Annotated in this window: 15 protein-coding genes; 10 read left to right on the plus strand and 5 right to left on the minus strand. The window is 41.8% G+C overall.

Translation table 11 applies throughout. The features are described from left to right. The first annotated feature begins 6 nt into the window (after positions 1 to 6). Positions 7 to 501 carry a hypothetical protein gene (locus MJO53_RS10950; RefSeq protein WP_224835284.1) on the plus strand — a complete coding sequence of 165 codons (495 nt, stop codon included), beginning with the start codon at positions 7 to 9 and terminating at the stop codon, positions 499 to 501. 122 nt (positions 502 to 623) lie between these two features. On the opposite strand, the gene MJO53_RS10955 is transcribed toward MJO53_RS10950, so the two are convergent. Next, a complete protein-coding gene (locus tag MJO53_RS10955; protein ID WP_224835283.1) occupies positions 624 to 1,367 on the minus strand; it encodes a LytR/AlgR family response regulator transcription factor in 744 nt (247 codons plus the stop codon). 6 nt (positions 1,368 to 1,373) lie between these two features. Beyond that, entirely contained in the window at positions 1,374 to 3,170 is a 1,797-nt protein-coding gene (locus tag MJO53_RS10960) for a tetratricopeptide repeat-containing sensor histidine kinase (RefSeq protein WP_252079101.1), read from the minus strand. A 187-nt stretch (positions 3,171 to 3,357) separates the two neighbouring features. Between MJO53_RS10960 and MJO53_RS10965 the strand changes: the two genes are divergently transcribed. From MJO53_RS10965 to MJO53_RS10985, 5 genes are read left to right on the plus strand one after another with little or no spacing between them, the layout of a single operon-like run. Beyond that, positions 3,358 to 3,894 (plus strand): hypothetical protein, encoded by a 537-nt coding sequence (locus tag MJO53_RS10965; RefSeq protein ID WP_224835281.1) that lies wholly within the window; start codon positions 3,358 to 3,360, stop codon positions 3,892 to 3,894. A gap of 3 nt (positions 3,895 to 3,897) precedes the next feature. Further along, the gene (locus MJO53_RS10970) at positions 3,898 to 4,920 is read left to right on the plus strand and encodes a hypothetical protein (protein ID WP_252079102.1); all 1,023 of its coding nucleotides are present in this window, start codon (positions 3,898 to 3,900) and stop codon (positions 4,918 to 4,920) included. A 3-nt stretch (positions 4,921 to 4,923) separates the two neighbouring features. Beyond that, positions 4,924 to 5,958: a hypothetical protein gene (locus MJO53_RS10975; protein ID WP_252079103.1), complete on the plus strand. Its 1,035-nt coding sequence runs from the start codon at positions 4,924 to 4,926 to the stop codon at positions 5,956 to 5,958. Positions 5,959 to 5,961: 3 nt separating this feature from the next. Next, positions 5,962 to 7,140, plus strand: coding sequence for a hypothetical protein (locus tag MJO53_RS10980; RefSeq protein ID WP_252079104.1), 1,179 nt, complete (start codon positions 5,962 to 5,964; stop codon positions 7,138 to 7,140). Positions 7,141 to 7,145: 5 nt separating this feature from the next. Then, the gene (locus tag MJO53_RS10985; RefSeq protein WP_252079105.1) at positions 7,146 to 8,390 is read left to right on the plus strand and encodes a hypothetical protein; all 1,245 of its coding nucleotides are present in this window, start codon (positions 7,146 to 7,148) and stop codon (positions 8,388 to 8,390) included. A gap of 17 nt (positions 8,391 to 8,407) precedes the next feature. On the opposite strand, the gene MJO53_RS10990 is transcribed toward MJO53_RS10985, so the two are convergent. Beyond that, entirely contained in the window at positions 8,408 to 8,980 is a 573-nt protein-coding gene (locus MJO53_RS10990; protein ID WP_224835276.1) for a sigma-70 family RNA polymerase sigma factor, read from the minus strand. A gap of 117 nt (positions 8,981 to 9,097) precedes the next feature. Here MJO53_RS10990 and MJO53_RS10995 point away from each other — a divergent pair, with 117 nt between their 5' ends. From MJO53_RS10995 to MJO53_RS11010, 4 genes are all read left to right on the plus strand, one after another. Continuing rightward, a complete protein-coding gene (locus tag MJO53_RS10995; RefSeq protein ID WP_252079106.1) occupies positions 9,098 to 10,246 on the plus strand; it encodes a FecR family protein in 1,149 nt (382 codons plus the stop codon). A 279-nt stretch (positions 10,247 to 10,525) separates the two neighbouring features. Continuing rightward, entirely contained in the window at positions 10,526 to 13,681 is a 3,156-nt protein-coding gene (locus MJO53_RS11000; protein ID WP_252079107.1) for a TonB-dependent receptor, read from the plus strand. Positions 13,682 to 13,729: 48 nt separating this feature from the next. Continuing rightward, positions 13,730 to 15,142 carry a RagB/SusD family nutrient uptake outer membrane protein gene (locus MJO53_RS11005; protein WP_224835273.1) on the plus strand — a complete coding sequence of 471 codons (1,413 nt, stop codon included), beginning with the start codon at positions 13,730 to 13,732 and terminating at the stop codon, positions 15,140 to 15,142. 26 nt (positions 15,143 to 15,168) lie between these two features. After that, entirely contained in the window at positions 15,169 to 18,246 is a 3,078-nt protein-coding gene (locus MJO53_RS11010) for a WD40/YVTN/BNR-like repeat-containing protein (protein ID WP_252079108.1), read from the plus strand. 187 nt (positions 18,247 to 18,433) lie between these two features. On the opposite strand, the gene MJO53_RS11015 is transcribed toward MJO53_RS11010, so the two are convergent. After that, on the minus strand, positions 18,434 to 18,916 hold the full coding sequence (locus MJO53_RS11015; RefSeq protein WP_252079109.1) for a thioredoxin family protein: 483 nt from the start codon (positions 18,914 to 18,916) through the stop codon (positions 18,434 to 18,436). 8 nt (positions 18,917 to 18,924) lie between these two features. Next, entirely contained in the window at positions 18,925 to 21,273 is a 2,349-nt protein-coding gene (locus MJO53_RS11020; protein WP_252079110.1) for a TonB-dependent receptor, read from the minus strand. Between the last annotated feature and the right edge of the window lie 15 nt (positions 21,274 to 21,288).

Genomic DNA, 21,288 nt, shown 5'->3' on the forward strand with positions numbered 1-21,288 from the left:
CAAAAAATGGAATTAGGAACAATTAGTATTGGGGTTGTAGTTATAGCCCTTTCCGCTATGCCATTTGTACTCATGGCAAAAGGAAAAAAGAGAAAACAAAAAGAACTTCTGGATAAATTAAAGAATATAGCTGCATCACTCGGGTCCGACGTTGCCAACGTGGATTATGGACGTAAAATGGCGTTAGGCATATCCAGCGCCAAAAACTATATTTTGTTTTATAAGGAAACCAAAGATAAGATTGTGGAAAAGACAGTGCCTGTAAATACACTACTTAAATGCGAGGTGAATGAGGCAAAGCAACGTGTTAGGGTGAACAAGAAAACCGAGGAAATTTTGGAAAGAATAGAACTTGTTTTTTACTCCAAGGACAAAAGTGCTGCACCGATCAGTTTTGAGCTTTATAATGCAGACGAATATTTACAACTGAACGGGGAACTTCAACTTGCCAAAAAATGGCATGGTATTACCAAAGAAGCGATGGAGTTTTATGCCCATTGATCAAACTGTGATCTTATTTTTAAGGCCTCTGGAATTTTCTGGGGGCTTTTTTGTTGATGGGCCTTAACTGATCTTGTGATTCGTTATTTGATACTTAATCGGGAGAACCATCGGATTTGAAATTACATTAACCGTTTGAGCAAAGCTTCTTTTCTTCGTACGGCGACCTCAATTTTATTGCCGTCGGACAGGGTTAAGTATCCGCCCTTCCCTTTATTGTAGGATTCTATGAATTTAAGATGTACCAAATGGGATTTGTGTACCCGGAAAAAATTTTGTCCTTCCAAAAGCTCCTCAAAAAATTTAATGGTCTTGGATGCCGTAATCTTTTTTTGGGTAGCGGTGTAAATATGCGTGTAGTTGGCATCGGACTGCAATCGTACAATGTTACCGGTGTCCACCATAGTAAAACCCTCAATGGTTGGGATTGCTATCCGTTTTGAGGAATCGTTGGTATCTTTAAAGTTATGGAAAAGGACATCAATCTTTTTTGATGTTTCCTTTAAGTTGTTTTGTTGTCGTAGTTTTTGAAGCGATTGGATAAAATCTGTTTTGTCGATAGGTTTTAAGAGATAATCCAATGCCGAAAATTTAAAAGCCTTTAATGCATAGTTGTCATAAGATGTGGTGAAGATTACTTCAAAATCGATTTGGGACAATTGTGAAAGTAGGTCGAATCCGGTGTTGTTCCCCAATTGAACATCCAAAAATAAAATATCGGGGGATTCACGTTCTATTTCTGATTTTGCCTCCTTAATGGAATGGCATCGTGCCAAAACATTTACATCGTTTCCATACTCTTGGAGTAAACCGTCCAGTCGGTTTATGCAATGTTGTTCATCGTCTACTATTATTGCTTTTAGCATAAGGAATTAAAATTGGGCTTCATACGGAAGTCTGATCTCTACACGGACCCCTTCGTTTTTATCAAACAATTTAAGTGATCCTTTGGTATTTTTTAAATGGTTGATAATATCTATTCTATTCTTTGTAATTTTTAACCCAAATGAGTTGTTCTTGTGCGTTTGGCCATGATTTTTTAATCGTCCTACACCATTATCGTCCACGGAACAAACAAGCATGTCTTCAGCTTTTTTAATGGAAAGGTCTATTTGCCCAAGCCCGTTTTTTGGAGCGATGCCATGCCAAATACTATTCTCTATAAATGGTTGTAAAATAAAAGGTGGTATCAAAGTATTGTCGGTTTCAATGGACTCGTCAATGGTGATGGTATAGGTGAGTTTCTCTTCCAAACGCAAAGCTTCCAACTGTATGTAAAGTTCCATCAGTTCTAGATCTTCCTCCAAAGGAATCCATTTTTTTTCCGAGTTTTCAAGGATAGATCTGGTCAGCTTGGAAAATTTTACCAGATAATCATCCGCTTGTTTGATGTCTTTTCGTGCAATAAAATCGCTTATCGAATTTAGCGAGTTGAATATAAAATGGGGATTCATCTGAGAGCGCAGGGCCTTTAGCTCCGTCTCGGCCACTTTGGCATTAAACTCGGCTATTTTCTTTTTTTCCAAGGCATCTCGCCTACGTTTGTAAAAAACATATCCCAAGGCGCTTATGATCAAGAGCACCAATGTGCCGATCAAATAACCATTCTTCACCAAACGTTCTCTTTTTATTTCTTCTTGGGCTATGGCCTGTTGACGCTCCATTTTGAACTGCATTTCCTTTCGGGTCAGTTCCGATTTTTTTTCTTCGCTCAACACGCTGTCCCTTAGTGTAATATATTCCTTGTAAGCATAAAGTGCCTCGGCCAATTTGCCTTTGTTTTCAAAAGCACTGCTAAGGACTTTCCACGAATCTGCTTGCCACTCCACGGCCCCGATTTCCTTGGAAATGGAAAGGGCGCGATCGGCATTGGTCTCGGCAACTGAAAAATTTTGCAGTAGCGCGTTGATTTCTCCAATACTGTTCAGTGCAGAGGCTTCGATGTATTTGTTGCCGATTTGTTGGGCCAAGTCTGCGGCCTTTTGGTAGTTTACCAAGGCCTTTTCGTGGGCACCTGCTTTTTTTTGGGCCAACGCCAGGTTGTTGGTAATGGCGGCCACAAATAGATCATTGTTCTCTAGTTTGGCCAGTTCCAATGCTTTTTCCAAATACGAAATTCCTTCTTCAAAGTTTTCGGAGTCGTTGTACACAATGGCTATGTTGGAAAGTGCCTTAATTTCATCAGGTCGACTGCCCAATTCCCGGGCAGTATTAAGGTAAGCACGATAATTTTCCAGAGCGCGATCATACTCTTTTAGATCTGCATGTATATTGCCTATGTTGCTCAATAAGCTGGACTCAAGGGGTTTGTCCGATATTTTCTTGCTCAGAAGCACTGCTTTTTGATAAGCGTCCAAAGCATTTAGGTTGTCTCCCAATACGTAATAGAGGTTGCCTTTTTGCCGTAATCCCAAGGCTTCGCCCTTCGTCCATTTTTCATTTCTAGAAATCGAAATCGATTCATCAATTAAAGGAAAGGCCTCATTCGGGTCAGAATACGTCATTTCAGAAACGGTACGGATCAATAGGCTTGCTCTAACGGTGTCTTGTAGGGTGTGGTTCCGCAACTCGACCTTTAAGGAGTCTAGGGTTTTTTCTTGTGACCGGACATTAAAAACAAGAAGAAAAAGCAAACAAAAACAAAGACTATTTGGTATGGTTGGGCGCATGTTGAGAGGTTGGTTGCTTCCAAATTTAATCCTTTTGTCCAAAAAAATAACCATAAAGTGGGTATTGCGGATATCTACCCATCGGGTACGGTACGGTATTAAATGGGCACGTAGAATAAATCAAGGTGGTGTACTTCGTTTTAAAAATATAGTTTAGAGATTGCTATATACATAAACCATCAACTATATGAAATTTAAAACTATGTACTGCTTGTTATCTGCCATGTTTTTTTTGCTTTTTAGTTGCGATAACAACAACGAAGACGATAATGAGGACACACTGACCACAGCACAAGGGACCATACGTTTGTCAGGAAATGAAACGCAGGTACTGGGAACAAGCTTGACGGTCGGTAATTTGGAAGTTGGCAATGTTGCGTTGTCGGGTACCAATAAATCGGTAATCCTGATGTCGGAAAACATAGCGGTTGTTGATAACGAGCTCGTCTATGAAAATGACCAAAACGGGTTTGTAATCGTAGCTGCAGATTTCTCCACTGGAGGTTCACCAAATATAGACAAAAGTATATCCATGACCATAGTAAAAGATGGTGAAGAATATAGGCATGCCTGCACTTCTCCCTATCAAAACTTTTTTATTGCTTGTGGTGACGGGTATGAGGTTGATTTTGAGGCGAAAACCATTACTTTAGAGGAAACAACGGTAATCAATACCGATACCAATGTGATTTTGACCTTGGACGGAACCATTACTTGGGATTAAAATATGAAGGATAAAATTATGGCAAGATCAATTTTATACATCGTTTTCTGTTTTTTGGGAATTCTGGTCGGCAGAGCACAATTTACAAGTGATAAAGAACTGGTCGTGCTCCAAGCGCCTTCTGACAAATTTGTTTCCATAACATTGCAAACACATAAGGGCTTGCTGCGTTTCGGGGCTTTGAACATGTATCGGGGACAGGCTACCGGACAAAGACAGGGAATACGGGGAGGCAGACCGGTTCGTGGTGCCGGCGACCCTAATGGCATGCAGAAAAGTAAGACCGTTTCTTCGGGCAAGAGCAATTTTGCCTTATTGGTCGGTCTAAAGTATCTACAACCGTTTATGAAAGACCTGGATCGGGAGCGGTTGACCACAATGACCTCTAATATGTCCGAAAAAGATGCGAATTCGGCCTTTCTACAACGGTTTTTACGGCGTCGGGTGGCTCCAGATCTATGCTTGGCAGAAGAGTGTAAGAATGCCGGACAGGGCAAAAATGAATTTGAAATTCTTCGCAACTATACGTCTTTTGTCGATAACTGTTTAGACCCACTTTTGGATTGGAGCAAAACTGTTATGAAGAACGATGAGTTGGTTGTTTACCATGTATCTATACTGAATATTGGCGGTACTTATGATTTTGATAAAAAAGGATATACCGTATATCACCTTCTAAAGCTAAATAACATTTTTCCGATGAAGCAGGGCCTCTTGAACAAGGTGGAGTTCGAACCCGTGAAACCTTTCGAGTTAGCGCTCCGAAACGCGGTTGATAAGAGGATGGCCATCAAATTTTTACTTCAGATAGATGAACAAATGGCAGAGCAATTTCAGAAAGAAGGGACAAGACGTTTGTATGCCGTGAAAAAAATAAAGGTAAAATGGGCGAACAAACCTATGGTGGCTGCTTCTGAACCCTTAGAATTTACATATTCGCACGAAAACGCCGATTTGGAAATTTATACCGACGAGGCACTGACACAACACTTAAAAACATTGTCCCTTGCCGATCTAACTCATTGATTTATGAAACAAATACTATTTATATTCATCGCATTTTCAGGGCTGTTTTCAGTTTGTGGGCAAGGAAAAGAGAAGGTCTACAAAGCCCCTTCACCCAATTTTATAGATCTGTCGCTACAGACGCATAACGACAAATTGCGTTTTGGGGTGCAAGATGAGTATTATTTAAAATCGGATGGCAGTTACGTAAAGCCGAGTGATGCAACGTATGTGGATATCGACAAGCGATTCAGTCACAACAATGCCAGTAGACATGCTTTTGCGGAACTTTTAAAGATTAGGTTTAAAGAAGAGATGTTTGCGGCTATGGACACGGATTATTTTACAGAGCGAACCAATACGATGTTCGAAAAAGATAAAATGTCCCATACCGCCCAGCAACATACTTTGCTTCTTGCTAATGCGCTCAGCACCAATGAACACGCAATGAGCTATTTCTGTAATCAAAAAGAAGATTCGGATTGTACATCGAGATTTCCGCAAGAAGGATATTACAACGAGCCAAGGAACATAAGGCCATGGGGTGGGAGGGGAGCCACCGAGTTTCAGCAACTAAGGGCCTACACCTCTTTTGCCAAGAACGATTTACCCGTGATCGTAAAATGGGGAAGTACGTTGCTCCCAGACAATACACTTAATGGTTACTATGTGACCAGGACCCATCTGGGGAAATATGATTTTAAAGCCGGAGGGTTTTGGTTGATAACACATCAATTTTACAATCAAGGATTTTTGTTAAAGTGGTATGGATTGCAGCCTGGCAATTCAGCAGAAAGAAAATTAATGCACCCCAACGGTGCCTCCATATTATTAAAAATGTCGCCTGAGAAAGCCGAAACCTTTTCGGAAAAAGTACAGCAGATACATTTGGTGTTCAATGTGACCGGAAAGTTGAACGGACTAGAAAGTTATAGGGCAGACCAGCTAAAAACCACATTTACATTGAACTCCCCGATAATTGAAATCTATTCGGATGACAGCTTGACCAATAAGGTTGACGAAATTGATATTAATACGATGGTGACCAAAATCAGATAACAAATGATGAGAACCAAAAACACACAAACGATTCTATTGATCTTGTTCGGGGCAATGGTCTTTTTGAAGCCTATTTCTGCGAATGCCCAATTTTTTAAGAAATTAAAAAAAAGCATAGAGGATAAGGTTGTAGAAACGGCAAACTCCAAAACGGATAAATTTTTAAACGGGGAAAACAATACTGCTTCAACCGGCCCTGTTGTAAAATCTCCACCCAAGGTTGGGTCCAACAATCCTGCTGACCAGGCAAAGCCGGTCAATGTAAAAAATACTGGCCAGAATCAAGATCAGGAAGTATTGCGGTTCTCGGCCCCATCCAAAGATTTTCGAGATATAGTTATTCAATCCCACAAGGGTTTGCCAAGATATGGAGCGCTACATTTCAAGAGAAATACACACAAACTGATTACCAATAAGGCCTATAAGGCTATTTTGGAGATGCGGTTTTTAGAGGAAACGTTCAAAGATATGGACCGTGTAAAGCTTACAAAAAATCAAAACTCAACAGGAGACCTGAGTAAAAGGAATTCGGAATTTGCCCAGAATCAGGTAAGGATCCTGGCAGGGGAAACGCTATCCGACGATAAATTGAAAGACTATTTTTGTGATTCCGCAGCAGCATCGCCCTGTAATTTCTATAATCCGTCAGGAGAGCGGATCAACGTTTCCTATTGGGGGGGCATGGGTAACAACGAGTTTGCCCAGAACCGCAGTTATACCGGTTTTGTGAAGAATTATTTCGACACTCTAAAAGATTGGAGTAAGACCTTCTATGCCGATGGCAGCGACGTTGCGTATTATGTGGCAAAGGGTCTGGTGGCCGAAAAATATGATTTTAAAGAAAAAGGCTATTGGATAGGGAATCTATTTTCCATAGGAGGGGATTTCATACTACATCATTCCAATTTTATACCCTACACCGAGAACGAGAAAGCAATAAGGCACCAACGCAAAAAAATATTCTTGCCCATAGATGCCCAAAAGGCCAAGAACTACAAATTAATTCCAAGGTCACCGGTTTTTGTGGTGTTCAAGGTTCGGGTAAACCCCAAACCCTATAATATGACCTCTGTAAATTGGGAATACGAACTGGAGAGTCCGATCATTGAATTTTACAAAGATGTGGCACTTACCGATAAAATGGGCGAGGTGGATATAAATAGTGCAAACCTTAAACAATAATCAAAATGGGCAACAATCGGGTATATATGTTGATCATGGCGGGGCTAGTGTTTACCATATCGCCCAAGACCAATGCCCAATTTTTTAAAAAGCTGAAACAACAAGCAGAAGAAAAATTGCTCAAAAAGGCAAACAATGGGATAGATGTTGTTTTTACCGAAAATAAGAGTGGCACAAAGACAGCTGGAGACGCTAAAGGTCCTGTAACGGTCAAAAACGATCAAGATAAATCGGCATCCCCCAAGGCCGTAGAGCAATCAAAAACCACGTATAACGAATCGGATTATTTGGTGTACAAATCTCCGGATCCTGCCTTTAAGGATATAGTGATTCAAAAACACAAGGGACTTCCCCGATTTGGGGCGGTGGATTTTTACATGAAGCGGGACAACCCCAAACAGGTAGATCTTTCAAAGGAGGCGGCGGACAAAAGAAACCTCACGGGCTTGGGCTATACGGGTTTTGCCCATTTGGTACGTATCCATATGTTAAAAGAGCATTTTAAGGCGATGGATAAAACGGCCCTTACCCAACAGACCAAAGGAAAGATCATAGAACAAGAGGCGAAATCCAGTCTGGCGCAAAAAGTATTAAAAGAGTTTGCTTTTGATATGGGTACCGATGCCTTAAAAAGGGAATATTTTATGAACGATTGGAGCGGCGACGGAAAAAGTCCGTTTGTTCGTAAATGGGGCGGTCACCAGGCCGATGATTTTACCGAGAACGAAAGGTATGTTTCGTTTGTGGACAAGTATTTGGACACCATTTTAAAATGGAGCGAAGCCTTTTTTTCGAACGGGACCGAAGATTTTCAGTTGGTGCATGATATAAAGTTTCACGGGCAATATGATTTTGACAAAGGTGGATTCTGGATTCAATTACCTTTAAGAAGCAAATCGATCAAGGTGTCTTCTTTGGATTATTTTTCTGAATTTTTGCCCCAGACACCGTATGGGCAAGAGATTGCCAATAAAACGAGCCAAGTGGAGTATATAAATGGGTATGTCCTCTTTAAGATAGCCCCGGAAAAGGCCGAGGCCCTGATCAATGATAAAAGCGTACTCCTACAGCTTACCATGAAAGTAAGGTCGGTTTTTAAAGATTTTCAAACGGACAACCCTTTCGTTTATGGAGCTCGTTACAGCTATCATTTCTTAGAGCCGGCAATGGAGCTGTACTCTAATGCAGAGCTTACCCAGAAAATTGGGGAAATTGATTTGCAAGACCTAATTTATAAAGGGCCTAACTAACAGTAGGCCAATTTTGTTCAAAAAAGGAAAGTCTTTACGGTGGCTCGCATAAAGGCATAGGCTCGCTTTATCTGGGTTTTTACCGTGTTTACAGATATGCCATTGGCCTCTGCGATCTCAGCATAGCTATGGCCATTGATCACCGAAGCTTCAAAGATCTTTTTTCTTTTTGGAGGCAAAGATTCCATTAGCCTAGAAAGATTAAGTTCCCGTGGGTCAACTTCCATGGCCGGATGGTCGATTACTTCTGTTTCTTTTGGAAGATTTTGAAGTAGAGCTCTTTCTTGACTGGTTTTTCGTAAAAAAGTATAGCTCATGTTTTTTACAGCACGCACTGCATACGCTTGGAAAGATACTTTTAGCGCAATGGATTCATTTTTGTTGATGTAGTATTCAAAAAAATCTTGAACAATGTCGCAGGCAATATTTTTATCCTTAAGAATAGTGTAGGATGTTATCAGCAACAACTCATAATTTTCTTTGAATTGAAGTTCTATATCCACGTTGTCACTATTCAATTTTTCTTTCACTATTGGGGTTACAGGTATTTTGAGATTAGAAAAACCTTCATAAAAATAGTAATTGCTCATTAAATGTGTAAAAAAATTGTCTTACAACCATGTTTTTTTAGAAAAAAGTTAAAATTTAACAAGCAACTGTCACCCTATTGTAACACTGTCCCTACTTATAATTAGAAAAACACAGTTGTGGAAAAATCAAGACTAAGACAATTATTGCACCGGATTAAATCCTCGGATGTTATTGATCAGGAATTGCTGAAAGACTTGACTCCCGAAGAAAAGGAGTTGGTACAGAAATTACATGCGGAGGGATTGGTGGAAAGTTATTTGGAGGAAACACATTCGCTCAACATCGATGAAGAATGGACACGATTCCAAAAAAGACTGCAAAAGAAAAATGGAGTACAAACACGGGTAGTGCCCTTGTGGAAAAATGTTCTAAAGTATGCCGCAGTGGCCATTGTGCTGTTAGGGGCAACAATTATCTTTAAAATAGTTAAATCTCCAGAACTGCCCGAGCAGCCGGTCAATGGGGAAGTGGTGACCTTAAAAGGAGCCGATCACGATGTTCGGATTATTGATGAGGACGGCAATGGCCAGATCCGCTCTTCAACCGGGGAGCTCATCGCCGAACAAAAAGGGAACAGGATCAAGTACGTATCACAGTCCAGTATCAAAAAATTGGAATACAACGAATTAAAGATTCCATATGGACAAGTGTTCGAACTTGAGTTGTCCGACGGTACCTTGGTTCATCTTAATTCAGGAACGACCATTACATATCCAATAAATTTTATCAAAGGAAAAAATAGAGAGGTATTTATAAAAGGAGAGGCCTATTTTGATGTAACCTCGGATAAGGCCCATCCGTTTTTGGTGCATTCCGATAAAGTAACCGTGGAAGTATTGGGTACACAGTTTAATGTGAGTTCGTATCCAGAGAACCCAGAAATACAAACAGTACTTGTTGAAGGGCAGGTGGCCATGAGAAACTCGGAAACCGATGAAGGGGATATGATACTGACCCCCGGCACCAAGGGGTCTTGGAACAAAACAACACTTTCTTCTCGCATGTCCGAAGTGGATGTAGACCTTTATACAAGTTGGATAGGAGGTGAACTGGTTTTTAGGGACACTCCTTTTAATGAAATACTCACCATGCTCGAGCGCAGGTACAATGTAAGTATCGAAAACAAAAACACCGATTTAAATAATAAAGTGTTGAACGCCAGATTCAGTGTGGAGATTGAAACCATAGATGATGTGCTTCGATCAATGAAGAATATACTGGGCTACAATTACCAAATAGATGGCAAAACCATACAAATAGAATAAAAAACACCTGATAGTTCCCGAAGCAAATACGAATTCCTATACAACCATAAGAAACCAGGCCAATTAGTCCAACCAGTGTTGGGCCAAAAAACCAATTGGCTTTACTAATAACTAACTTCAAACTCAAATAACATGGAAAAAACCCCAACTAGGATTATTAGGCCAGACCAATCAACGGTCAAAAGGTCCAAGCTTAATCTGTTAACCTTTTTCTTGGCGCTGAGTCTTTTTCAGCTTCAGGCAAACGATCGGTCATCCGAAGTCCCACTAAATCTGCACATGAAAAATGTGACGGTGGAACAAGTATTCAAAAAGATAGAATCGTTGACTACCTACCGTTTTTTGTATGAAAGTGGTATTATTTCTTTAGATCAAAAAGTAACCTTAAAGATAGAGAATGGTGACATTACGGATGTATTGAACACCGTATTTAAAAACACAAAATTGTCCTATGCCATTCAAGGTCGTCAGATAATTGTAAATATAGCTGCGGATCCGCCTACGGCTAAAAAAGCGATGCCCAAAGAGGACATTGAGAGCGAACAAAACCAAATCAGTGGGGTTGTTTCCGATAATAATGGAATGCCGTTGCCGGGAGCAAATGTGGTGGAAAAAGGTACCTCAAACGGAACACAAACCGATTTTGATGGTAAGTTTTCATTGACCGTTGCTCCGGGGGCAGTTTTGGCAGTAACCTATTTAGGATTTAAACCGTTGGAAGTGCCGGTAAACGACCAAAGCAACCTTACTATAACCATGGTGGAAGATTCGGAGCAGTTGAGCGAAGTAGTGGTAGTTGCCTATGGTGAGCAGAACCGTGAAACTTTGACCAGTAATGTTTCGTCGGTTAAGGCAGAGGAAATTGAAAACCTACCGGTAGCTAGCTCAGATCAACTTTTGCAAGGGCGTGCTCCCGGAGTATTTGTTTCCACCAACTCGGGCGATCCAGGAGGAGGTGTTTTTGTTAGGGTCCGTGGTTCCTCTTCCATAAGTGGGTCCAGTGATCCACTCTATGTAGTGGACGGAATTCCAATCCAAAGTGGAAACCTTTCCCAAAACGATGTCGGTGGAGCAACGGTTAGCCCAATTGCAGATATAAACCCTGCCGATATTGAATCCATAGATATCTTAAAAGATGCTTCTGCTACTGCAATTTATGGTTCCAGGGCGGCAAACGGAGTGGTACTCATTACTACTAAAAAAGGTACGCGGGACAAGGCCGTGGTCAGTATTGGAGTTTATGGAGGTGTACAGAGTTATGTAAAGAAACCATCATTGGTAACAGGCCAACAGTTCGAAACTCTTATGAATGAGAGTGCCCGTAACAATGGCCGTCCAGAGCCCTATGCCGATCCGGCCAACGCCGTTAATACCAATTGGAACGATTTGGTGGTGAACGATGGAGCTCCCATTCGAAACATAGATCTTTCCGTGAAAGGAGGAGGAGAAAAAGCAAGATACTTTGTTTCGGCCAACAACTATTCGCAAGAGGGATTGATCAAAAACTCTGGTTTTGAGCGTTTCTCAGGAAGGGTGAACATGGATTTTAGGGTAAATTCCAAACTAAATATGGGAACAAGTATGCTATACTCCCGTTCCAATCGGGATATAGTGCCCAATAGCGACAATATTGCCGGAGCCTTTGCCGGTTCGCACTTTTACCCTTCAAATATGGAGGTGTTGGATGCAGATGGCAACTATAATCGGATCCCTACCATTGACCACCCTTTGGCAACGATCAACGATGTGGATATCCAAATGGAAACAGGAAGATTTCTAGGTACCGTTTTTGCCGAATATACCTTTTTGCCCGGGTTGAGGTTAAAATCTTCATTTAGTGCGGATTATACCAATAATAGGGAAACGGAATACCTTAATACCAATACAAATGCGGGTAGTGCCGTACAGGGAAGTGCAGATTTATATACCCTAGATGATTATAACTGGATTCAGGAAAATGTTTTGAGTTATCAGTTTAATTTGGAAAAAAATGCATTTAATATTTTGGTGGGTAATTCCGTTCAAAAGTCGATCAGAAGATATGGTTTTTCGAGTGGGACCGGTTTTCCTACCAACGATTTTAGACAAATAAGCTCAGCAGCTATTTTAGATGCCAGTTCAGGAAGCACGAGCTATGGATTGGCCTCCATATTTTCGAGGGTCAATTATAATTTTGATCAAAAATATTTGGTCACATTAAACTTAAGGGGCGATGCCTCATCTCGATTTGGAAAGGACAATCGTTGGGGAATTTTCCCGGCGGTAGGTTTGGGATGGGTCATATCCAAAGAAAAATTTTTACAGGACGTAAAGTTTTTGAACAACCTAAAGTTTATGGTGGGCTACGGTATCACGGGTAACCAAAGTGGAATTACCGATTTTAATTCGGTCGGTCTTTGGGAAGGAGCTGCATACACCTCTGAGCCAGGCGTACGTCCTCTACAATTGGAAAATCCTTCGCTCAAGTGGGAAACTACAAAGCAGACGGATATCAGTATGGATATGACCATGTTCGATAACAGAGTCAACTTTACGGCCGGCTATTATTATAAAAAGACCGAAGATCTATTGTTGGAAGTACCTGTGCCAACTACATCCGGATTTGAGTCGGTGATCCAAAATTCGGGAGCGATCCAAAACCAAGGTGTGGAAATAGGTCTGGGTGTGGAAGTATTCCCAACGGATAATGATTTGACTTGGTACATCAATGGAAATATTTCCGGGAATAGAAATAAGATTTTAGATCTGGCAGCTCCTTTCAATGTGTACAACAGGGATTTGTTCCGATATGAAGAAGGTGCACCGATGTATTCCTACTACATGCACAAACAATTGGGCGTAGATCCACAGACAGGTGATGCCATTTTTGAAGATTATGATGGGGATGGGGAGTTTTCTACCAGCTCCGACCGATATATTGTTGGGGATGCCAACCCGGACTTTTTTGGCGGACTTACCAATACTTTGAAGTACAAGGGAATAGATCTTAGCTTTTTCTGGCAATTCTCCTACGGAAACGAGCAATTGAACTTTACACGCTTTTTTATGGAACATGGCGGTAGTAGGGGTACCAACTACACGACTTCGCAATTGGCCAGATGGCAACAGCCGGGCGATATTACGGATGTACCAAGAATGTCTGCGGCCAATTATGCATCGGATCTTAGACCATCTCGATTTGTGGAAGACGGTTCCTATTTAAGATTAAAAAACATATCATTGGGTTATACTTTGCCATCTTCGATCACGGAATCTTTAAAAATGTCAACGGCAAGAGTATATGTTTCAGGTCAGAATATTGTGACCATTACAAATTATTCGGGATTAGATCCGGAAGTGACTGCAACTGCAGATACATCATTGACCCAAGGAGTTGAGTTTTTTACCACTCCTTCCCCAATGACGATCATGGCAGGTATCAACCTAAGTTTTTAATTGAAGAACAAAGAAATAGGAGTGAAAAACTTAAAAAAAAATAAACCAATGTATAAGACCATAAATATAAACGTGAAGACTTTCCTGAGATATACCACCGTGCTCGGATTGTTGATAACCACCGCATGCGATGATATACTGGAGAGGACACCTGAAAATCAAGTGGAGGAAGCTTCAGTGGTTACTGATGAGACCAGTGCCCGTGCTGCGGTAAACGGTATGTACAACGAATTGCAAAGCTCGGACTACTACGGTGACAATTTCCTGATCATGGGAGATGTATCGTCCGATATAGCCCAAAGTATTGGAACTTGGGATTTTTATCGTGAAATGGACACTTACGAAGTATCGGCCGCGGGGAATACCGAGAACGATAATTTTTATAAAAGAGCCAATTCTGCCATTAATATTGCCAACAATGTGCTCAAAAAAGTTGCAGAATTGGATAATATCACCGACGAAAGCAAGGATGCAAAATTGGGCGCAGCATACTTTATTAGAGCGTTGGCCTTGTTCGACTTGAACCGGGTGTACGGAGGTGTTCCCGGGGTGGTAGGGACCATGGGTATGCCAGTAATAAGAGAGGCAACGGGATCTATCGAGGAGATCACCTATCCAGAAAGGCCCGCACTGCTGGATTCCTATTTGGCAGTAGAAGAAGATTTGTTGAACGCTATAGAGCTGTTGCCGGATACCAACGACAAAACAGTGGCATCCAAAGGAGCGGCACGGGCATTAATTTCTAGATTGTATCTGTATTTAGGATACTACGAAGACGTAATCGATTATTCAACAGATGTAATTGCTGACCCTAAGTACACACTGAACCCAAATTTTTTGGACATATTTGTCACCAAATCCAACCAGGAATCGGTTTTTGAACTCGATTTTAACACGACCGATCAAAGTGGCATCCGAAACTGGTACAATCCCAATGGCGGCCGTGGGGATTTAACTTCGCACCAGGAATTTTATTTGGAGGCTTCATCCGATCCAATGGATGTTCGCGGACAGTTATTTGGATTTTCCGAGTCCAACGGCAATTTTCAAATCAAATATCAAAAAGCAGGCGGACTGGATAACATCCATATCATCCGTATTTCCGAAATGTATCTAAATAGGGCAGAGGCCTTGGCCCAGACCGATGACCTTGATGGGGCAATCGACGATTTGAACGAGGTTAGAACTAGAGCAGGTATTGATGCCATTGCAGTTACCCCAGCAACTAAACAGGAAGTTTTAGAGCTAATCTGGCAAGAAAGAAAACTGGAGTTTGCCTTCGAGGGACACCGTTTCTTTGATTTGACCCGAACAGGACAGATTATGGATGTACTTCAAAATATCAACAGAAACAATGGGCCGGCAGTAAGCATTCCAGAAATCGGAAGGGCAGTTTTTCCAATCCCAAGATTTGAACTCGATGCAAATCCAAATCTCGAGCAAAACGAAGCGTATCGCTAATTTATCCAACCAATAAAACAACAATTATGAAACACTTTAAAAAGATAAAACATATTGCACTAAGTGGTTTGGGCTTCTGTATCTCACTTTTGAGTACAGATGTACAGGCGCAGAACAAACCTTTGGACACTACACTTTTTAAATCCATGGAATATCGCGTAGCAGGGCCATACCGTGGCGGACGTTCCATTGGTATTGCAGGTCACGCGGACCGACAGAACGAATACTATTTTGGTGCTACCGGCGGAGGACTTTGGAAAACCACCGATGGAGGTAACACATGGGACCCAGTTACCGACGGACAGATCAATTCGTCCTCTGTAGGCGCGGTGGATGTGGCCGATAGTGACCCGGATATCGTATACATTGGTACGGGAGAGTCAGAGTTTAGAGGCAACATTATGCAGGGTGATGGTGTTTACAAATCCACCGATGCGGGAAAAACCTGGGTACATGCCGGTTTAAAAGATTCGCAGACCATTTCGAGGATACGGATCCACCCGACCAACCCCGATATTGTATATGCAGCAGTTTTGGGGCATCCTTTTGGTCCAAACGAAGAAAGAGGTGTGTTTAAAACCACAGATGGAGGGGACACCTGGAAAAAAATCCTGTACAAGGGCCCAAAAGCAGGTGCGGCCGATTTGATCTTGGATCCTTCCGATCCAAATACGATTTACGCTTCTATCTGGGAAGTATACAGAACCCCGTGGAAAATGTGGGGAGGTGGTGGAGCATCTGCCCTGTTTAAATCCACCGATGGAGGTGAAAGCTGGGAAGAGCTGAGCAATTTACCAGGAATGCCAGAAGCTCCGATCGGTAAAATAGGGGTAACTGTATCCCCGGTAGATTCCAACCGTGTTTGGGCCATAATCGAAGCCAATAACGGCGGTGTTTTTCGTTCCGATGATGGGGGGAAAACTTGGAAACAGACCAACAACGAACGAAAATTGCGTCAGCGGGCATTTTACTATACACGTATTTATGCAGATCCAAAGGACAAGGATGTTGTTTATGTTCTCAACGTAAATTTCTGGAAATCCACCGACGGTGGAGAAAAGTTCGATACAGAGATTAAAGTGCCACATGGCGACAACCATGATCTATGGATAGACCCTAACAATCCAATGCGTATGGCACAGGCCAACGATGGAGGAGGAACTATTTCGGTAAATGGCGGTAAAACCTGGACAGATGAAAATTTTCCGACCGCTCAACTTTACCATATTACTGCGACGAACGATTTTCCATATTTTGTGGCAGGTGCCCAACAAGACAATAGTACCATTGCTGTCCCGAGCGAAGGGTGGAACTTTTTAACGGCAAGAACAAACACTTTAAAAAAATCCACGCCCCATTATGCCGTTGGTGGAGGTGAGAGCGGATATATAACCCAAGACCCGGAAGACCTGGATGTTTTCTATGCCGGCAGTTATTCCGGAGTACTTACCCGCTATAATAGGAGAACAGGAGAAAGTAGGAGAATTGAGCCATATCCACGTTATTTTATGGGTGAACCGGCAGAAACTTTGCCCGAGCGTGTACATTGGACCTATCCTATAGTATTTTCCCCACTGGATTCGGATAGACTTTACGTAACTTCCCAACACGTATGGGTCTCCAACGATCGTGGGCAATCCTGGGAAAAAATCAGTCCAGACTTAACTTATGCCGACCCGGAGACCATGGGGGAAAGCGGAGGGGTCGTTACCCTGGATATGAGTGGTCCCGAATTATATGCCACTGTTTATGCATTGGCACCTTCGTACCATGATGTGAATACTATTTGGGCAGGCTCAGATGATGGAATGTTGCACATTACCCGAAACCATGGTAAATCTTGGGAAAATATAACACCTCCCGATGTGCCGAAACACTCAAGAATCAGTATTATCGATGCTTCAAGGCATCATGCGGGTACAGCTTATGTGGCCATAAAAAGGTATCAAATGAACGACCGTGCCCCATATATCTACAAAACTACCGATTACGGTGCCACTTGGACCAAGATCATCAATGGTATTGCAGAAGGTCATTATGTACATGCCGTTCGAGAAGATATACAAGTGCCCGGATTGCTTTATGCAGGTACCGAACACGGAATGTATGTGTCTTTTGATGCGGGGGAAAATTGGAAATCGTTCCAGTTGAACCTACCCGATGTAGCTGTGCGCGATCTAGTCGTTACCGAAAAGGACATTGCTATTGCAACCCATGGTAGATCTATGTGGATTTTGGATGATATATCCCCGATACGTGAGTACAAAGAAGATATTTTACAGAAAGATCTGCATGTGTACACCCCGTATTATTCAGTAAGACGAGTGCAAGATGCTGTTTTTCAGTACTATTTGGATAAAGAGGCCAATGAGGTAACCATCGAGATTTTGGATGGATCTGGAAATGTAATCAGAAAGTTTGCCCCCAAAGATCCTACCGAGGAAATGGCAACCGAAGAGAAGGATAAGAACGAGGAAGAAGAAGGCAAGAAGAAAAAAGATAAGGATGTGCCCACTACTCACATGGGGCTGAACACCTTTAACTGGGACCTTCGTTATCCAGGCGCCACTGTTTTCGATAAAATGATCCTGTGGTCTGCACGCCCTAAAAGAGGTCCAATGGCCCTTCCTGGAAAATATCAGGTAAGGATAACCGCAGATGGCAAAAGTGAGACCAAAGAATTTGAAGTGAAAATGGATCCAAGGGTGAAGAACGTGAGTTCGGCCGATCTTAAAAAGCAATTTGACCTTTTAATGAATTTAAGGAACAAATTAAGCGAGGCCAACGAAGCTGTTATCGCCATCCGAAAATACAAAAAGGAAATGGGGGACGATATCAGAAAATCCACATTAAAAAAATTGGATGCCATAGAAAGTGAATTGTATCAGGTCAAAAATGAAAGTAATCAGGACCCTTTAAACTATCCTATAAAATTGAACAACAAGTTGGCCAGCCTTAGTTTAATAGTGGATAGCGCAGAATCAAAGCCTACCAATGGTGCCTACCAAGTTTACGAAGAACTGAGTCAAGAACTGGCAAAATTATTGGACGAACTGAATGCGTTGAATTTGGAGAAAAAAATGGCGAAGAAAATCAAGGGTTAAAATGAATTAGCTAAACAACAATCCAAAACCTTATACGTAAGGTGTTAAGTTTTGACCTCTTGTTTATCGATTGACCCAAAACTTCAATCGTAACGATCCCCCTAATTTTAGGGGGATCATTTTTTTTTCAAGGTTGGTAATGGGGGTTCTATAGACTGGTTATTGTAGTATAGTTTATAAACGTGATTCAGTGAATGCGCAGGATATACTTCATTTTTTGCGGCGACAAATACTCAAAATAACGATGGGTAACTTCGAATTTAGTATTAAAAATAATTATGGCGGGAAGCGAAAAAGGGTAATTTGTTCTTGAAGCAAGAAGAATTGGGATTTCATGTATAGGTGCTCTTTCCAAACCAACTTGCTTGTTCATAAATGTCTCTCCCGCAAAAGTAATGGTGTCGGTACTCTCTGCATTCATTTTTACGGCATAATACTCACTGTTCAATTTGGTGATTATCTCCTTGTCCCGAAAAGCAACTTTATCCATCTTTTTACAATAGGCACACCATTCGGCATAGAAATCGACGAAGACTTTTTTAGGGTTTACGGCCAACGAATCTTCTAACTGGCCAAATGTTATCCAGTTGATTTGATCGCTTTTTTGTGCTGTTATGTTTTGAGACAGTAACAGTAAAGAACATATTCCGAGCCATGTTTTAACTATCATACTATATGTTAATGTAACTTTCCAATTTTGATTCCTGCAAATACGGATCTTGGGGCAGCGGGTCCATAGACATAGTCCGAGTCACGGGTCGGTCCCGAATCAAAATCGTTCTGATAACTGTCAAAAATATTTTTGACACCTCCAAAGAGGGTGATCATAAAATCATCGTTAAAATCCCAGTGACTTTCCAATTTAATATTGAGGTCAAAAAAGGCATCCACTTCATTTAACTGTAAAAATCCAGTATCACTGATGACCAAGGGAACGGTCATTCTACCTGTATAGGTCCCGGTAAGGTCTATATTAAAAGCTGTATTCGGAATCCAAGAGGTATTCGCGTAGCCATATAGATTAGGGTTTCGGACAAACTCATCTATGATGATGTCGGTTTCTCCAAGGGTGCCATCACTTTCAAAAAGAATTTGAGTATTATTATATTTAGATTGTTGCAATGTGCCGCCCAACTGAAACCGCCACTTAGGGTCCGGCGAAAGCCCCAATTCAAAATTGGAGCCATATACTTTTGCCCCAGAACCATTTCGAACTTCTTCCAAAATAGAACCATTGGCAAGCGTGGCGCCTGTACTCACTGTTGTAAACGGATCTTGTATGGTGGTGTAAAATCCTTCGAGTAGGGCATCGAATTGCAGTAGACCCTTGGTTTTGGAATAATTTAATGAAGCTGTATAGGCATTGGAATATTCGGTTTCCAGGTCATCCGACAGAATAACAAACAATGGCTCGCCGCCCACACTGGAAATATGAAGGTCCTCGTTAAATGCCTGAGGTGCCCTAAAGCCTCGGGCGTACCCTCCGCGAAAACGCAATTCATCCGTTAAAAGATAGGATATGGTCAACCTTGGGGAAAGAACGGTTTGACTAATATCCACATCTCTGGAAATATTACCAATGGTATAAAGACCATCAACCTTTATGTTATCCAATCGAGCTCCCAACAAGGCAGTGAACTTTTCGGTAGGTTTCCATTCGTATTGTGCATAGGCCCCCAATGAATTTACACTTTGATCTACACGTCTATTGTATCCAGGTATGCCATCTTCTGTGTTGCTATGGATGTATTCCGATCCGGTCGTTAGCACATCACCGTTTTTAAAGATTTTGGTGTATTGTATGCCATTAACCCAAGCAAGGTCCTTGGTGGTACCGTAGGCATTGTTCGCCAAGGTACTATCTTGACGTGTTCGTCCACCCCCTAGACCTCCGTAGTAGCTCTTTCGGTTGGTGTACGATGCCGAAGTGTAAACTTGGAACTTATTGGAGCGATTCTTACTGTTTATTTCATATTCTGTACCGCCTATAAAAGTATCGTGGTCTAACTGTTCTGTGATATCGGTAAACTGTGGGGCCAAATCCAGCCGGTTACCTCCTCGTCTAAATTCTTTTATGGCATTTAAGTTGATGGAAATCCTGCTTAGGTCACTTGGTCTGTAAAATGCTTTTGCGCCAACGGTGGTGTTCCGTAGTTCCACCATTTCGGTAAAGCCATCATCATTGGCATCGTAGGCATCTCGGTTACGATACGCGCCAAAGAGTGTTATACCACTATATAGGTCATCGGATATAATAGAGGCATTAAAGTTTACATTACGGTCAACTGCGTCCCTGTCTACCAACGCCAAATTGCTGCCAATTTCCCAAGTATTCAAAACAGGGTCTTTGGTTATAACATTTACGGTTCCGGCAATTGCATTGGAGCCATAGAGAGCGGAACCTCCGCTTCTTACGACTTCTATCCTTTCGATTATATTCGTAGGAATCTGTTCTAGTCCATACACCCCCAATAAGGATGAGAATATGGGCCTGCTATTGAGCAATATTTGCGTATATCCACCTTCGAGGCCGTTTAATCTAACTTGGGTAAAACCACAGTTTTGGCAATTGGTCTCCACTCTAACACCGGGGGCAAAGTTCAATCCTTCTGCGAGGGTAGGAGACTGGGTCGCCGCCAATAAGCGGGGTTTAATGGAAGAAACAACAACGGGAGTGCTTTTTCTTTCTACTCGGTTTCTTGTGGCACTTACCACTACTTCCTCGAGTCCCAGCGCGTCCTCGATCATTTCAAAATTGAATTGTTGTTTTTGAACTGGATTCACTTCTTGCCGTAAGGTTCTGTATCCTTGGGCCTGAACTACGATTATGCCAGAGGTGGTTGGGACTTCCAGTTCGTAATATCCGTCAAAATCTGCACTCGCACCTTGGGTATCGCCCTCCATATAAACTGTAGCAAAGGGTATTGGATTGCCATGCGACGTAACAGAGCCGGATATTTTTATCCTTTGGTTTTGGGCCGTTAACATCGATGTGAACAACAATAGGAGGGGAAATAAGTTTTTCATTTGAATACAAAGGTT

This window comes from Flagellimonas marinaquae (assembly GCF_023716465.1).
Taxonomy (GTDB): domain Bacteria; phylum Bacteroidota; class Bacteroidia; order Flavobacteriales; family Flavobacteriaceae; genus Flagellimonas; species Flagellimonas alginolytica.

Excerpts from the sequence above, each read along its gene's own strand:
- MJO53_RS10950 (WP_224835284.1), top strand. The coding sequence starts at position 7 with ATGGAATTAGGAACAATTAGTATTGGGGTTGTAGTTATAGCCCTTTCC.
- MJO53_RS10955 (WP_224835283.1), bottom strand. The coding sequence starts at position 1,367 with ATGCTAAAAGCAATAATAGTAGACGATGAACAACATTGCATAAACCGA.
- MJO53_RS10960 (WP_252079101.1), bottom strand. The coding sequence starts at position 3,170 with ATGCGCCCAACCATACCAAATAGTCTTTGTTTTTGTTTGCTTTTTCTT.
- MJO53_RS10965 (WP_224835281.1), top strand. The coding sequence starts at position 3,358 with ATGAAATTTAAAACTATGTACTGCTTGTTATCTGCCATGTTTTTTTTG.
- MJO53_RS10970 (WP_252079102.1), top strand. The coding sequence starts at position 3,898 with ATGAAGGATAAAATTATGGCAAGATCAATTTTATACATCGTTTTCTGT.
- MJO53_RS10975 (WP_252079103.1), top strand. The coding sequence starts at position 4,924 with ATGAAACAAATACTATTTATATTCATCGCATTTTCAGGGCTGTTTTCA.
- MJO53_RS10980 (WP_252079104.1), top strand. The coding sequence starts at position 5,962 with ATGATGAGAACCAAAAACACACAAACGATTCTATTGATCTTGTTCGGG.
- MJO53_RS10985 (WP_252079105.1), top strand. The coding sequence starts at position 7,146 with ATGGGCAACAATCGGGTATATATGTTGATCATGGCGGGGCTAGTGTTT.
- MJO53_RS10990 (WP_224835276.1), bottom strand. The coding sequence starts at position 8,980 with ATGAGCAATTACTATTTTTATGAAGGTTTTTCTAATCTCAAAATACCT.
- MJO53_RS11000 (WP_252079107.1), top strand. The coding sequence starts at position 10,526 with ATGAAAAATGTGACGGTGGAACAAGTATTCAAAAAGATAGAATCGTTG.
- MJO53_RS11005 (WP_224835273.1), top strand. The coding sequence starts at position 13,730 with ATGTATAAGACCATAAATATAAACGTGAAGACTTTCCTGAGATATACC.
- MJO53_RS11010 (WP_252079108.1), top strand. The coding sequence starts at position 15,169 with ATGAAACACTTTAAAAAGATAAAACATATTGCACTAAGTGGTTTGGGC.
- MJO53_RS11015 (WP_252079109.1), bottom strand. The coding sequence starts at position 18,916 with ATGATAGTTAAAACATGGCTCGGAATATGTTCTTTACTGTTACTGTCT.
- MJO53_RS11020 (WP_252079110.1), bottom strand. The coding sequence starts at position 21,273 with ATGAAAAACTTATTTCCCCTCCTATTGTTGTTCACATCGATGTTAACG.